This window comes from Saccharophagus degradans 2-40 (genome assembly GCF_000013665.1).
GTDB classification, from domain to species: Bacteria; Pseudomonadota; Gammaproteobacteria; order Pseudomonadales; family Cellvibrionaceae; genus Saccharophagus; species Saccharophagus degradans.
Genome location: NC_007912.1, coordinates 632,438 through 648,294 on the forward strand (window position 1 = coordinate 632,438; position 15,857 = coordinate 648,294).

10 protein-coding genes are annotated in these 15,857 nt (G+C 45.7%); 2 read left to right on the forward strand and 8 right to left on the reverse strand.

Annotated features, from left to right (window positions below):
• The first annotated feature begins 255 nt into the window (after positions 1-255).
• Positions 256-3,495 carry an AAA family ATPase gene (locus SDE_RS22825; RefSeq protein ID WP_011467000.1) on the forward strand — a complete coding sequence of 1,080 codons (3,240 nt, stop codon included), beginning with the start codon at positions 256-258 and terminating at the stop codon, positions 3,493-3,495.
• A 55-nt stretch (positions 3,496-3,550) separates the two neighbouring features.
• On the opposite strand, the gene SDE_RS21090 is transcribed toward SDE_RS22825, so the two are convergent.
• The 8 genes from SDE_RS21090 to SDE_RS21105 form a co-directional block, all read right to left on the reverse strand.
• A complete protein-coding gene (locus SDE_RS21090; RefSeq protein ID WP_011467001.1) occupies positions 3,551-4,510 on the reverse strand; it encodes a phytochelatin synthase family protein in 960 nt (319 codons plus the stop codon).
• 14 nt (positions 4,511-4,524) lie between these two features.
• Positions 4,525-5,103: a gamma-glutamylcyclotransferase family protein gene (locus tag SDE_RS02805; RefSeq protein ID WP_041324100.1), complete on the reverse strand. Its 579-nt coding sequence runs from the start codon at positions 5,101-5,103 to the stop codon at positions 4,525-4,527.
• Positions 5,104-5,147: 44 nt separating this feature from the next.
• Positions 5,148-6,653 carry an FAD-binding oxidoreductase gene (locus SDE_RS02810; protein ID WP_011467003.1) on the reverse strand — a complete coding sequence of 502 codons (1,506 nt, stop codon included), beginning with the start codon at positions 6,651-6,653 and terminating at the stop codon, positions 5,148-5,150.
• 286 nt (positions 6,654-6,939) lie between these two features.
• Positions 6,940-10,029: a hybrid sensor histidine kinase/response regulator gene (locus tag SDE_RS02815; protein WP_011467004.1), complete on the reverse strand. Its 3,090-nt coding sequence runs from the start codon at positions 10,027-10,029 to the stop codon at positions 6,940-6,942.
• A gap of 14 nt (positions 10,030-10,043) precedes the next feature.
• Positions 10,044-12,179 carry a HAMP domain-containing methyl-accepting chemotaxis protein gene (locus SDE_RS21095; protein ID WP_011467005.1) on the reverse strand — a complete coding sequence of 712 codons (2,136 nt, stop codon included), beginning with the start codon at positions 12,177-12,179 and terminating at the stop codon, positions 10,044-10,046.
• Between the two features lie 22 nt (positions 12,180-12,201).
• Positions 12,202-12,789, reverse strand: coding sequence for a chemotaxis protein CheW (locus tag SDE_RS21100; RefSeq protein WP_011467006.1), 588 nt, complete (start codon positions 12,787-12,789; stop codon positions 12,202-12,204).
• Between the two features lie 4 nt (positions 12,790-12,793).
• Positions 12,794-13,156 (reverse strand): response regulator, encoded by a 363-nt coding sequence (locus tag SDE_RS02830; RefSeq protein ID WP_011467007.1) that lies wholly within the window; start codon positions 13,154-13,156, stop codon positions 12,794-12,796.
• A gap of 111 nt (positions 13,157-13,267) precedes the next feature.
• The gene (locus tag SDE_RS21105) at positions 13,268-14,197 is read right to left on the reverse strand and encodes a response regulator (protein ID WP_011467008.1); all 930 of its coding nucleotides are present in this window, start codon (positions 14,195-14,197) and stop codon (positions 13,268-13,270) included.
• Positions 14,198-14,678: 481 nt separating this feature from the next.
• Here SDE_RS21105 and SDE_RS02840 point away from each other — a divergent pair, with 481 nt between their 5' ends.
• The gene (locus tag SDE_RS02840) at positions 14,679-15,488 is read left to right on the forward strand and encodes an MHYT domain-containing protein (protein WP_011467009.1); all 810 of its coding nucleotides are present in this window, start codon (positions 14,679-14,681) and stop codon (positions 15,486-15,488) included.
• The last annotated feature ends 369 nt before the right edge of the window (positions 15,489-15,857 follow it).

Genomic DNA, 15,857 nt, shown 5'->3' on the forward strand with positions numbered 1-15,857 from the left:
TGACACTGATCTTCCTAGTTGGCAGCGTTTGCTGGTATTGCTCAGCGATTGATATATACCTCTAAAGCGCGCTTACACTGCCCTGCAAAACCGCTCAGCTGATATAATCATTCGCTATTGAGCCGAATCTGCTGTGCGATTTAGTGAGTTTATTGTGCTGTTTTCACGCTGGAGCAGCGAGATCAGCTAGGGTTCACGTTAGTATCAGTTTGGTATCAGTAAGACATTCGCTATTTGGCATAGATGGGGCAGGGCATGATAAATTCGGATGGACGGGTAGCGCTCGATAGAGACAAGCTAAAGGCGCATCGCCGCAAACTGGGGCTTAGTCAAGAGCAAATGGCCTTTCTATGTGCAGAGCAGGGCCTGTACGTGTCTATCGCGTCGCTTAAACGTGCCGAAGCCCAAAAGCGAGTTTTGTATCGCACTGCGCGCGACATAAGTGAGTTCTTTGGGGTATCGCTAGAAAGCATTTTGTTGCAGCCTGAAAAGCTCAGTTCTACATCTGAAAGGGACAACACCGGCACAATTGATGTGTACCGAACTGTGGTGTTAACCAATATTCTTTATGAGGATGGGGTAAGCGAGCTAAATATCGATGCTTATTCTCAGGTGTCGACAATTCTTCACGAATACCGCTTAGATGTTGTGAGCAATACTAAGAGCGGGCTTATTTTATCTTCCAAAACGTCTTATTCCGATGGCAACGAACCGCTGCGAGCTTGTTACGGTGCGAAACAACTGTTGACGGTGTTACCTGCACTTATAGGTCGACGTTGTGCTGCGGTAATTACTGGGCAAAATACGCCATTTTCGGAACATGAATATGCGCATTCCCAATTGGGTGTTTGTGCGAGTACATTTTTCAATAATGGCGGTAGTGCTATATATGTTGGTGAAGAGCTAAAACCAATTGTCGCGCGCTATATTCACTGCCAAGAATGGGATAATGCACCCAGTGAATTGTCGGCCTGCTTTAGTCGGCTTGTGTTTGAATGCTCGTCGGAAGTGCAGCAGTTGGCATTGGCGGGTAGGCAGTTAGAGCTGTATCAGTTTCGCTCCATTATCGATTCCACCAAAAATTACCGAGCGGCGCAGGTTTTTTGTTTAAATGGGGTTGCTGGTATTGGTAAAACGCGTTTACTTAAAGAATGTGTGCACATTGCCGGTGGTGAGGGCTATGTGTGTGCCGAGCTAACCGCTTTAGATCTTCGCGGTATTCATAATGCTAAGCTCATTAGTCAGGTAGTGCGCAAACTATTGGCGCTAGATAGTGCAACATTAAATATCGATGCGCCCGAAATGGGGTCGTGTCGACGATTGCTTACCGATCATGAAAATAGATTGCTAAGGGCGTTAGAAAAAGAAGACCTAGATGAAGAAATCCAGCTCTCATTTGGCTTAATGTCGCATCACGAGATAGTAGAGCAGCAAATCCAGCTGTGCGTAAAACTTACGCGGCATGTTTGTCAGCGCAGCCCTGTATTACTGTGTTTTGAAGATTTACATTGGGCGGATCAAAGTGCATTAGACTTTTTAGCGCAATGGATTCCATTAATTAAAGATCAAGCAATTGTTATTTTATGCACGCATCGCCCTGAAGAGCACATTATCGATGCGATGAATCATTTAGCGCTTTCGGCTCCGTTATCTACTGTAAACTTGGCTCCGCTATCGTTACAGGATGCGCAGTTTATAGCCCAGCAAATTACCAATAAATACGACTATCAGCACCTGTGTATATCTAAGGCACAGGGCAATCCTCTCTTCCTCGAACAACTTTTGCGTACAGAGTTTACCGATAAGCAGCAGTTGCCGTATACCATTCAAACGTTAATAACCGCCAAGTTAGATCAGTTAAAAGCAGTAGATCGACTTGCTGTACTTGCGGCTTCTGCGGTTGGCCAAAAGTTTCCCTTGGATATTATTCGTTTCCTAACTGGAAATGATCAGTATCAGCCCACTGAGCTTATCAAAAGTTTTTTAATATCGAGCGCCACTGGCGGCTATAGTTTTAATCACGCGTTAATATGTGACGGAATTTATCAATCAATACAAGACGAAGCCAAGCACGATTTAAACCTAAGATGCGCGCAGTGGTATGCCGATAAAGATACAACTTTAGAGCTGCGTTACTTATTTAGAATTAAAAGTACGAGTATTGCTAGTAAGCTGCCGACGGCTGTAGATAAACTTATTAAAAACTTTCGCTTCGACCTTGCTCTAGAATTTATAAATAGTGCGCTTGAGGATGGCGTAGAAGGGTTAGATAAATTTCAAACTCTTTATACCAAAGCCGATATTCACAATAAGCTAGGCCAGTTTAAATTGGCGGCAGAGCTTGCCGAGAAAGCGTTAGCGCATGCTGCATCACCCGCCGACAAGGTAGAAGCCTTATTGCTTAATGCCAATGCATTAAATACTTTAGATTGTTTCGATAGCGCCTTAGCAAGTTTGGTGCGGGCAGAAGAAATAGCTAATCAGTATTCAATGCCTAGCAAACTTGCTCGTATTTATTACTTGAAGGGCAATTTCTTTTTCCCGAAAGGTGATATCGATGTTTGTTTGCATAATCACAAGCAAGCGCTAGAGTATGCGAAACAGGCGCGAGACCTCGAAATGCAAGCGCGTGCGTTGGGTGGTTTATGCGATGCCGCTTATGCCGGCGGAAAAATGTATAGCGCCTACGGTTATGTGCGTGAGTGCTTAGAAATTAGCGAGAATCATGATTTTAAAACAGTTATAGCCTCCAATTTATTTATGCTTGGCACTGTGCGTATTTATCAAAATCAATCTAAGCAGGCCCTGCGCGATACGCTCAACGGTATTGAGCTGACTCGGCTGGTGGGGCATTCGCGCGCGGAGATAGTGTCACGTTTAACCGCCGCATGGGTTTACTTGGATATGCTGGAGCTATCTGAAGCAAAGTATCAAATAGACGCTGCTATTAGCCTTGCAAAAAATGTTGGGGCGAAGCGATTTATTCCCTTCTTGCAAGAAAGCTTAGCCCGAGCAGAGTATTTAGACGGTAACTATGATGCCGCTGCTGCGGTTATTGAAGAAGCGATTCCTCAAGTAGAAATATTAAGTGCCCAGCAATTTATAGGGCCTTGGGTATACGCTACAGCAGCATTAGTTGGCGATAATACAGAGGTTACCAAAAGCTATTTAGCCAAAGGTGATGAGCTGCTTGCCGGAGGTTGTATCGGCCACAATTATTTTAGATTTTATGTGCTGGCTATGGAGTCTTGTATCCGTTGGCAGATGTGGGCTGAGCTGGATTATTATAAACAACAACTTATTGACTATACGCGCGAAGAGCCTACACCCTGGTCGCAGTATTATATTCAGCGTGCGACGTTAATACTTAAAAGCCAAACTGAAGATGTATCGCAAGGTGATGTGCGATCACTTATTTTACAGGCACAAGAGGCGGGGTTACTTTCATCGGTTAACGCTCTGAGCGCTTTGCTAGAGAGTAAATTAGGGCAATAGCCCGCGCAGTTTACAGAAACGTATAACTCCATGTGCGCGGGCTTTTACAGTGGTTTTAATTGGCGGAGCCAGATTTAGTCTGAGCAATAATATAGCCGCGCGCTTTGCCTGAGCCGCTATCTATTTTTTGCATTGCTTGCCAAAGTTCTTTGGAGCTTATCCAGAACGGTGGGTATTTATAGCGAGCAACATCCATAATAAGAAAACTGTCGCTGGCTTTGTGGTAGGCCGCGATTGGCGAGAAGTGTCCGCCGCGTTCTGGCGAAGGAGCCCCGGCGAAATTAGCTATTACATAGTGCCTTGGTGTGTTCAGCGCGTTGGTAATGGTTTTCATAAAAGTGTTGTAATCTTGGTCTACGCCGCAATTGTGCGGTGCATCACTTGCAGGTAGTTCGCCTTTGTTTTGCGCGCTGGTTGCGTGTTGGCAATAGGCTTCAACTACCGAGGGCTGATTTTTAACCACAAAAAATATTTCGTTTAGCTCCATCCCTTCGTTAAGTACTTTCGCAACATCTATATGTTCCCTTACTTCATCATTTAATAAATTACATTGTGTATAAAAATTAAAAGGTTGGTAGGGTTGGGTCACCGGGCGCCATTTTCTCGATTCTGCATCGGCATTAAGTACCATAGTGGTAGAGGCTAAACCGCAAAAGGTTTGCGTGGCTTGAGTAAGGTAGGCGGTTGCAAGCGTGGGGTAGTCTTCACAGTAGCTGCATTCTAATAGTCGGGTTTGGCCCTCTTCGCTGCGCAAATCCACCATGTTTTCAGGTAGTGACCAGTCGTCGTTAAAGTGATTTAGCTTGGCATTAACTAAATGGTCAATACACATGCGGCCATTGTCGAATGGCGCGGCGTCGCCTGATGCGGTTTGTTGAGTGGCGTTTTTGTGGTTCGGCATTGATTGACTAGTATCTGCTTTGGTATTTGAAATGCCGTAACAGCCACTAATTAACCCAGCTAAAATTACCAAGTGTATGGTTAGAATACTGCGTTTAAATATGTGTAAATTCACGGGGTGCTACTCCTTTAAATTGCGTAATTTTTGTCGGGCAAAGTGGGGAAGGGGAGTTCGTCGTGAGGCCCCTGATGATTACTATTAGCTTCACAGCAAGGTTTGTACTTTCCTCTGGCCATATCGAGCGTGTACTCAGGAACGATTTCTGCTTGTTTTACTTGTAATAACGCTTCATATTTTTCTGCGTCATTAATAAAGTAGATATAAGCATTGATAACTTCACCGGTGGCATCGTTAGCTAAATCTATTGTTTTTCGCACATAGGAGTTAGTTGTTGATTTCGGATCGTAATTTTCGAGCTTGTCTAGTTGGGCAAGGCCTGCTTCTGAAATAAGGTAAACCTCGCCTTTGAGCTTGGCACTTTGGGATAAAGTCTTCTCTGTGAGAGCGCCAATACGATGAACAAACCTACAACCTTTGTTGGGGCAAAAGCTGGCGAGTGGGACGATTAGTGAAAGAGGTTTAACTGTTGTAAATTTGCCAATAAGATCGCCCAGTACTTCTTTATTGGCGTCGTGGTTAGGAAAACCTTGTTTGAGTGTTCCCCAAGTGAAGTAGTAATGTTTTCGTTTATCTTGCGATGTGGTCATAAGTGCATCCTTGTTGTTGTGGCTTAGCATAATAAAATTACCAGCTATGCTGGGCGTATGCTTTGAGCGTTATTAAATAAGTTAGCTGGGTCGTGTTTGCTTTTAACTTGGCTTAAACGGCTATAGTTTTCGCCGTAATACGCGGTTTCCCAGTTTTGAAGATTGCGGTCGATAAAGTTTTGAAATGCATAGCCATTAAATTCATTTGTCAGCCGCTTATCAAAACCTTCCTGCAGCCATGCTCGAGAATTATCTATTACGCTTTTTTCGTCACCTGGTCGCCAGCAAACGGTACCTTCTAATACGTATTGCGCTTTTCTATGAACGAATGCAGTGGCTTGAGGAGCAGTATCTTCAATGGCCCCCCCCCAGCGGAAGAATGTTAGCGAGCCACTTTTGGTTGTGCTTGGCAGTTCTTCTAACCAATTTATGGCTGTATTCATTGCGCTATCGTTGAAGTCGTTGTCGGTGAATGCCGATTTACAGTAAAAAGCGTTTGGTGCACCTAGGCTCCCTAGGTAGCGGCCTGCAGAAGCAAAATCTAGCGTGCGAATATACTGATAATTAGGCTGGGTGCTAAGTGCGGGTGTTAGAATTTCTTTTAGAGGGGCGAGCTCGCCGCGGTATTGGCCGAGGCCTTCAATTTGAATAGTTCCATTGGGTGTATAGTCAAGCCCAATACGCAAAGAGAAGTCATTGGGTGCGTCTGCAGCGGCTGTTTGTAATGCTCCCCATACTTTGGCGACTGCTTCTTTATTTTTTATGGGCAGTTCCCATCGCAGGCGGTAAACACTAATGTTTTCCATGCTGCGCTGTGTTTTAAAAGTGAACGATGTGTTTACCCCAAAGGTACCGCCGTTTCCTCCGCGTGTAGCCCAAAATAAATCAGCGTTTTCGCGCTCGTTACACACTAGGCGTTCACCGCTTGCTACAACAATTTCGGTTTCAACCAAGCTGTCGCATGTCATGCCAAATTTTCTGGAGTTAAAGCCAAACCCGCCACCTAGCGTAAGGCCTGCAACGCCTACGGTAGCGCATCTACCTATAGGTAACAGCAAGCCTCGCTCTGCGAGCTTGTTTGAGACTACACCTAAGCGAGCACCTGCGCCTATTTTTACTAGTTCGTCGCCTGTAGTGGGGCTAGCACCAAGAAACTTTACGCGATTAATGGGTGCCATATCTAAACTTAAACCGGTTGTTGTTGAGTAGCCCGCATAAGAGTGACCAGCAGCGGAGCGTGGCACTGGTGAGATGCCGTGCGCAGCGGCCCATTTGATAGCGGATTGTACGTTGCGTGAGCTGGTACATACTGCAACGGCCTGCGGGCGAATGTGTGCATAGCTAATATTTCTGGGGAGAGCGAGAGATGAATAGCTGGGGGCTGAAGGTAATACCAGCGTACCAGAAGCATTGGTTCCTAACTCTCGGGCAAGCGCTTGCCAAGCGGATTCGGGAAGCTTGGCTGATTGTTTGCTAATGCAGCCTTGTAATAAAGAGGGTGCGAGAAGTGTGGCACCACCTATGGTTAAGAATTTACGACGACTAATCATATTATTTCTGCTGTTTTTAGTTAGTGTTGTAAATATTAAACATCTAACCTGTTTATTAATAAAGGCTTAATCCGCATGTATTGGCTATTAGGCTAGTTTTGGTGCCAAAGTTTTGGTGCGGTATCTTGTTAAAGCGTAATTTGTTGAATGCAGCGAGTAAAAAGTGGTGGGGCGAGAGACCTGAGATGAGAGGCCGGAGATGAGAGAGAGGGGTGGGCGATGCAGCGAGTAAGTGATTTTCAAATCGCCTTACAAGGCGATTTGAAAATACAGTGCGGTGAATGACTTAAGCGATTTCTTTTTGAATTGTAGAGAGCAACTCTTCATCCGACCAGGGTTTATTTAAATATGTATCCACGCCAGCATTTTTCGCCATGGTGCGGTGTTTTTCGGTGGTTCGCGAGGTGATCATTATCACCGGTATGTTGCGCGTATCTTCCCGCGAACGCAAATGCGCGGTGAGTTCTAAGCCGTTCATGCGTGGCATTTCCAAATCCACTAGCATAATGCTGGGCTTTTTATCTTTTAATACGTTAATCGCATCGAAGCCGTCTTTGGCAGTATAGGCTTCCATTCCCATATCGGAAATAAACTGCGCTAGGGTGCGTCGCGCGCTCAGGGAGTCGTCGACAATTAAAGCGCTAAGTGGGGCTTTGTAGTTTTCTGCTTCTAACGCGGCAATACGTGCGCGTTGCAAACGCTGCTGCTCAATTTCTTGTTGTGATAGGTGCATAGCCGGTAGTTCGAGCAAATCTACCACCGGTGCGACGGAGCCGTCCCCAAGAATGGTTGCGCCCACCACACCTTCAGGGTGGTAGCTAAATTTATTAAGCGGTTTAATTACCAAGTCTTCACTGGCAAGCAGAGTTTGCACGGCAACTGCGGCGTGTGTGCCGTCCGGCTTGGCGCAAATAATTAGCGAGCTAGTCAGTTTTATATCTTGCTCGGAGCGGCCCATAAGCTCGTCGAGCGTATATACCGGAATTTCTTTTTCATCTAACACGTAGTAGTAATGGCCGCTGCGATAAATAAGTTCGTCGGCGCTTGTGTAAACAATACTTTGAATGCTGCGTGTAACTAAACCGTATACAACATTTTGTGTGCGACCGTGGCTGCGTACGAGCAGCGCGTGACCGGTGAGAATAGAAGAAGGTACGTCGATATTAAAGCAACAACCTTCGCCGCGGGTAGATACAATGCTCATGGTGCCCTTGAGTTTGCGTACTTCCTCTTGTACGGCGTCTAGGCCTATGCCGCGACCGGAGGTTTGGCTTACTTCTGCGCGGGTGGAGAAGCCCGCAAGTAACACTAAGTTTGCCATTTGTTGTTCGGTAAGCGGGGTGCTTGCTTCAATAAGCCCTTTGCGAGCGGCTGTTGCATGAATTTTTTTGTAATCTAGACCGTTGCCGTCATCGCGGCATTGGATGCGAATGGATTCACCATCGCTGCGGAAGCTTAAAACAATTAACCCTTCTGGAGCTTTATTGTTTGCTTCGCGCTGTTGGGCGCTGCTTTCTAAGCCGTGGTCTACGGCGTTGCGCAACAGGTGCATAATAGGGTCGGCAATACTAAATAGTACGCGGCTATCTATAAGTAAATCGTCGCCTTTAATTTCTAAGCGCGCGGCTTTGCCTGTTAATCGCGACGCTTGTCGCACACAGCGGGCAAAGCGAGAAGACATAGTAGAAACAGGTACCAGCCGCAGTTTTAATAGTTGCCGTTGGTTTTCTTGGTTAAGAATTTTTTGGCTATAACTTAAGCTGGCAACTTCTTTAATTTGATCTTCCATGTGCTCGATGGCTTCATAGGAGTCAGTGGCAAGCTCAAGTAATTGTTGCGAGAAAGTATGTAGTTCGCTGTAGCGTTCCATTTCAAGAGGATCAATTTCGTTATCCTCGTACTTCATGGATGCCGCACGCAGTGCACTTTGCGTTTGCACCAGTGCTTCTAAATCTGCCGACATGGCGCGAATACGTTTGTGGTATCTATCCGCTAACTCTGCGCTGCTTAACAACGTATCGAGTTGCGCCATTACCTGGGTGTTGTTGATGTGCAATTCACCGGAAAGTCGCAGTAATTCCTGAGCGGTATTTTCTGGTACCGATAAGTGAAATTGCTCGGCTTCCTCATCGCTGGCGCTATCTTCGGCAGGCGGAGTTGTAGTTGCTTCTACTGCACTGGTTTCGCCTGTTGCCGGTGCGACTGGGCTCTCAGCTGCTGCTTCTGCCGCAGGTGCTTCGGGGGGCACTGCCAATTCGGAATCGATGGCCGCCAAATCGGCTTCGCTGTTAAACGGTGCTTGCGCCTCTAATTGGGCGAGGTCGTCATCCGAGAAAGCGAATTCTACTTCGGCTAGCTCTTGTGTTGTATCTGTTTGAGCGGGCTCTGGTAGTTCGGGTTCCGCTGGTTGTGACTCGCTGGCAGGTGTGACGAGCGCTTCTTGCTGTTTTGCACTGCTACTTTCGCCTTTTAGTTTGCGCACCCAATCTAGTAGTTGGCATAAAATATCGAAAATATTATCGGGGGCAGAGCCCATGCCGCAAAGATACTCGGAAGAAATTGCCAAGCAGTCTGCGGAGTCTTGTAATAAATTATCGAAGTCGCTGGTCATCATGGCCGGCTTACGCACCACTGTTTCCAGCAAATCTTCCATATAGTGCATCAAGTTGGCGAGGCCAGTAACGCCCACCACGTTGGCGGCACCTTTAACGGTATGCGCTGTACGTTGGGCGGGGGCGAGTGCATCGGTTTGTTTATTTTTTAAGTAATTTTCTACCGACTGTTCAAACTGCTGCACTTGTTTGGGCAATTCTTGCAGCATGCCGTCGAGCAAGTCTTTGCGTATATCGTCGCCGATAACCAAGCTTGCCATTTCTTGGGTGATTACTGCGGGTAAGTTGTCTTCATCTGCTGGCAAATCTAAATGCGATGTAGAAAACTCTTCAGTAAGCGCGCCGCGTTCTTCGTCAGTAAGGGGGGCCGGCCACAGGTTACTTTGCAGGTGATCGAGTAAACTGTGCACCGCCCCTGCAACTTTTTGTATATCAGAAAAATACTGCAAATAGCCCAGCATTTTTTCTGGCCAGCTGCTCCAAATAAGCGCTTGGTCACTGTTGGCCTGTAATTGTTGCTGCGCTACCTGCTCGAAATTGCGTTGCAAGTGATGAGCACAACTGGCGAGGCCGCTCATGCCTGCCATATTTAACGCGTTGCCAATATGCTCTAAGCGAAAGGTGAGTTCGTCGAGGGAAACTCTATCGTCAGTTTCTTGCGTTGCCCCAAACTGCGATATGCCTGAGTCGATTATGTCGGCAAGTTCATTGCGCAGCAGGTCGACAATCTCCTGCTGCTCTTCGGTTAAATGTTGTGTGGTCATAGTTGCTAAACGCTCTAGCCGGCGGACTGTATTGGTGTAACGTTGGCGCCGGTGGTTACTATGCGTTCCTCACGTTCCATTTCTGGAAGCGAGAATACATTAACCCGCTCAAGTAGTGTTTCTGCGCAGTTGTGCAGGCTATCGGTAAATTCTTTTTGCGCGGCAAGTTGTTTACCGGTTTTTTCAGAAATGGTTCGAATAATGGCTGCGCGGTCTTTTACGCGGTTGGCCACTTCGGCCTGTTGCGTGGCGTGCTCTGCAATGGATTGTACGTTTAACACCAGTGTGCGAGTTGCGCTTTCGGTATCTTCCATTTTCTTGCCGGCCTGTTCGGCTAGGCGTGAACCGTCGGCAACCTGAGAAATAAGCGTGTTCATCAGGGTAACCGTATCAGATGTTTCGATACGGATATTATTTACCATCGCCGAAATTTCATCGGTAGATTGGCGGGCGCTTTCTGCAAGGCGCTGTACTTCGTCCGCAACCACCGCAAAGCCGCGACCAGCTTCACCGGCGCTGGCGGCGTGCATACTCGCGTTAAGTGCAAGAATGTGCGTACGCTCCGCAATGGTGTTGATAAGGTTTACAATACCGGAAATTTCCTGCGAGCGATCACCCAGGCGTTTCATACGTTTTTCTGTTTCGGAAATCGTTTCGCGAATGGTGCGAATACCCGATACCGTCTCAAGTACTGTTTTACGTGCTGCTTGTGTACTTTCAATTGCTTCTGTTGCTGCGGTATCGGCTACACCTGCTTTGGCGGCAACGTCGGTCATTGCGCGTGCTAGTACTTCTAGCGCCTTACTGGTGGCTTGAATTTGACGACGTTCGTTATCGGCAAACTGCATTACAACCGTAGATTGCTCTTGCAGCTTGGCAGATACACCGTTCACCTCTTCCGAAATGTCGCGTACGCTGTGCAGCGTTTTTGCGGTTTCGGTGGTGAGTAGGTTTACCGCATCGGAAATGGTACCGGTAATATCCGACGAAACCGGTACCTTAATGGTGAGGTCTTTTCTTGCAATCATACCCAGAGCGCGAATAAGCGAAATAATCGAGTTGTTAAGCTTATCGTTCTCTTTTGACTGATCTTCTAGCTGTTGAATACGTTCATCTAAAAGTTTGTTAAACGCTGTACCCAAATCGCCCATTTCATCGTGCGACATCATTTTAACGCGGGTTTTACTCTTACCGCGGTTAATGCGGCGTATTACGCTCTGCATGTGCGCCATTGGGAAAATAATACTTTTATAGATGAGGTAAACACCAACGGTTGTTCCCAGTGCCACCACAAAAATAATCGCCGTTACCGCCGCTTCCGAAAGCAGGGTTTTCTCGGAGCCAGCAGCCATTGTTGTTTCTGCTTTTTGCTTAGCTTCGCTTAATAGTTCGTTAGATGCTGTTGCCCAGTTTGCAGCTAATGCTTGTACAGAGGCTAGTTGCTCGGGGGAGGCAGTCGGCTCGTTAACATCTATTTGCGAAATAGAATTCTGTAGCGACCCAGATAACTCGGCAAACTCTTGTTGTTGGCTAGCCGTGAATGTGCTCGCTAAAAACTTTTCTCTAAATGTGGATAAGCCATCGTTTAACCCTTGAATGTGGGTGGGGCTGGCCGACGCTTTAATTTTTTCTAGCAGTTCCTGTAGCTTGCTGAAAGCCATAATGGCTTCTTGCGAGTTGGTGCTGCCTACCAATGCGTTTAATGACGCCATGGTTTGTTCTAATTCTGCCGCGGTGCTTTCGGCAAGCCCTGCTTCGCTTGGGGCGAGTTGGCTAACCGCTTGCGCGTGTTGTTTTGCCGCGGTAGTAACCTGATTGAATGCTTTACCCAGTGATACTTCTACAGCAGAAGCGTTAGCCGTTGATGTAAGTGCATTGTATTGTTCGCTTAGCGCGTTATAACGTTGCAAGGCTGCTGGGTCACCGGTGGTGATGTAGCGTTCAGCCTGCGCAGTTATTTGCGCTTGTAGCATGCCTAATTCGGCGGTGCTGGACTGAAAGCCTAAGCTGCCTCGTTCTAAGTTGCGGTTGGCTTTATCCACATTAATCTGAATGTAGTAGGTTACGCCAATCGCGATAAAGCCGAATATCAAGCCAATCATCAAAGCACTGATTTTGTGAGATATTCGAAGATGTTGTAGAAAATTCATGGGAATCTCCTTAGTGACCTAATTAGTGTGTCCAACGGCTTAGCTGAGTAAACAACACTTTGGGGTCGAGTTGATGCCAGGGGGTATTATTAATCATTAGCGTGTCGGTCACGGCCTCCCAAATAACATCCGGCAAGTCTGTCTTTTGGAATAATGCGGTACTGTCGTCTTTGTTGAGCGTTGTGGCTTGCTCTGTTTCTATCGAGCTGGGGTTGCCATCCACCACTAGCGCTGCGCCAGTCGCAATGGAGCCTAAAATAAGAGCCAATTTAGGGTGGGTGTTCAACCCGTGTTGGCCCGATAGTGCGCCTAGGTTGTAAATTGGCACAAGGTTGCCGCGAACGTTACTTAACCCACAAAAATGTTTAGGCGAGTTTGGCAGCGGAGTAATTGCGGGCTGTGTGAGTAGTTCGCAATACAACCCTTGCGGTAAAAGAAAGTGTATACCGTGCGCAGCGAAGCCGTAGGTGCGTTTGCGGCCTCGGTCAATGCTGGGCAGTTGGGTTGGGTCTAAAGACGCTGTGAGCGCCTCAGAAAGGTGTTCGAGTGCGGATGACTCCCTAGCGTCATCGGTGGCGTTTTCAGGTGAGTTCGGTAGGGAGTCTTGCATAAAATTACGCTTCGTTAATTGCTTGTAAAATTTGGTCTGAAGTATAGGGCTTGGTGATCATGCCCTTGCCGCCTTGTAGTTCGCCCCATACGCGGTCGGCTTTTTGATTTTTACTGGTTACGAAAAACACGGGAATGTTGGCGGTAGATTGATCGCTAGTAATATTGCGACAGGCTTCGAAGCCGTCTACACCGTCCATAACGACGTCCATTAAAATCACATCGGGGTGGAAAGATTTAGCCTTTTCTAGCGCCTCTTTACCGTTGCTCGCTGTTACCACTTGATAGCCCGCTTCTTCGACTATTCCTTTAAGGTGTTGCAATTCTACCGGTGAATCATCGACTACAAGAATTTTGCTAGCGGCCATTGAAGGTCTCCTTTTTGGGGCATTGATATAGTTCTCTATATCTGGGTTGATGGAAGTGTGCTCGTTTGTAATTACTACCTAACCAGAAAAAGTTTAGTTGCAATAATTCGGTTAGCTAGGTTTATTTGTGTGTTGTTTGTACACGTCCTCGAACTCATTATGATTAATAGGTTTAATGAGGTAGGCCGCGCACCCTGCGAGGGTGCCCTTAAACTTATCAAAAGATGATGAGCGACTGGTGAGCATAACAATGGGTGTGCTTCTGTTTAGCGCCGTCTTTTTTATTTGCTTACAGGCGGTGTAACCATCCATGCCAGGCATAACAACGTCTAAAAATACAATGTCGTACTTGCGCTGGCGTACTGCTTCTAATGCAGATTCCGCGTCGGGCACTACGTCTAAATCATCATTTAGCAGCTCAAACTCAATTTGCATTTGTTTGCGCACGGCTAAGCTGTCATCTACAACTAATGCGCGTTTACGTTGTGTGGCGCATTTACCGTCTTGCTGTGTTTGTGTGCGCAATAGTTTTAAGCCGTTAAGCGTAACGTCTTCAATTTCGTTTGTGTCGTGGCCAATTTCAAATTCAGGAAAGTAGTTAAGTTGTTTAATCGTAAAACGATCTAACAGTTTTACTAACTTGCTAGGGTTAACCGGTGAGGTTAACACGTAGTCGCGCTGTAATTTAACGCTTGGGTGGCTGAGATACACCAAAGGTAAGTCGCTGTTCTCTGATTCCTTCCAGCTTTTTTCCCAAGCGCTAATCACGTTGGGGTTAGAAGAGCAAAGTAAAATAAAGTCGACTTCTGAGCGAGCCAATAAATGTTTGGCATCTATTCGAACAGGATGATATTGGCGCGTGCGATAGCGAGTAACAGTAAAAATTCGACTTATTACATCAAATTGAATATCTGACGCTGCCACGATACCAATTTTAAAAGATCGGCTTTGGCTGGGTTTTTGTTTCGCTGCTTTTTCTACTGTGTTTTGCATAGGCGAAAATCGTTTTGCTAAGTTATAGGTGTTTGCTTTGTTTATCACGCATTCCCTTATAGGTACGATTTATTCCATATCAAAAAACGAATCGATTAAACATCGAGTGACAAACAAAACACATAAAAAATATGTATGCGTTATCTTATTTTAGATCTAGTTGGCTATTACACAATGTATTCACTAAATCGTTTTATTATAAAGACTGGGTTATAAAGGCGAATGGTAAATAAAAATGAAACACAAGCGATAGCGTTAATTACTACTTTGGCGCAGGAATCATTTAAATGGGGCGTTTAATTCCATCTTTTTGTATTTAACGTTAACAAATGAATTAAATAGTCTAAGGTGTAAAAAATAAAGGATGCATAAAATTGCTGTTTTGCGTGATGTGCATCACACTTACATGCAGCTTGAATAGTTGGCGCGATTGCGTTGGTTTGAATAACAGCTAGCTTTTAATATTAGGCAAGTGTATTTTCGTCACCCAACTACTCACTCAATTAATTTGTAATTTTCCGGAGGATATATGATGGAAATGACAGAAATGCATACGATGGAAGCATCTTATAATTGGTTTCTTGTTGCACTTTCATTTTTTGTAGCTGTTTTTGGTTCGTTTACATCATTGCAATTAATGCGCGGTATGCGCGGTACAGAAGGTGGCGCGAAAATAGCCTGGATTATTTCGGCGGCGTTTGCGCTAGGTGGTGGTGCTATTTGGACAATGCATTTTATTGGAATGATTGCTTACGAAACAAATATGCCTGTGGGTTATTCAGCTGGCTTAACGGCGCTCTCGTTGATAATTGCCGTTGGCGTTGTGGGTATTGGTATTTTTCTATTAAGTAAAAGCCAAAACTCCTTGCTGGTATTGCTTGTAGCTGGGGTAATAACGGGTTTGGGTGTTGCGAGTATGCACTATACCGGTATGGCTGCAATGGTAATGGCTGCCGATATGGTATACGACAATATTTTGTTTGCCGCTTCTATTGTAATTGCAATTGTTGCGGCAACGGCTGCGCTGTGGTTGGCGTTCAACCTTGAAGGTAACATGCAAATGTTTGCCGCGTCGGTTGTAATGGGCGTTGCAGTATGTGGTATGCACTACACTGGTATGGCTGCAGTGACAATGGTGCCCAATGGCCAAGCAATTGAAATTGAATCTACTGTTGCTCCACTTACTTTGGGTTTATTTATTTTCTGCTTCAGTATGTTGTTGTTGGTGTTATCGCTAATCGTAACTTTAAGTCAGCTACAAAAAAGAATGTACGAAGAGTTTGATGACGACGATGATGAGGAAGACGAAGAAGTTGTTAGTCAGCCTATTAGGAATTAATTTTTATAGATCTTCAATTTAATAGATTAATTAATTTGGCGCCAATTTTGAAAAGGAATTCATGGTGCCAAAATACTCTCCTTTCTCTTCAAAGTTTGAATTACCCCACACTTTTTAGCGCCGAAAGCCGCTAATGTTCAAGTCGTAACAGAATTACTGGAAACCTTCTAATAACTTTCCAAGGAAAGGCAGTTCAATTATTTACTGAGCTTGCATTGCTATAAATGCTTGCTTTGTTAATGAATTGTTGTTTCGCAGGAAGGGTGTTAGAAGGTTTTTTTGGTTTTAACAGAACAACTAATGTGTGCGCAGTTAAATGCGTTCATCGCTGTTACGTGATAGGGCCTCTTTTAAACAAATTGGAACGTT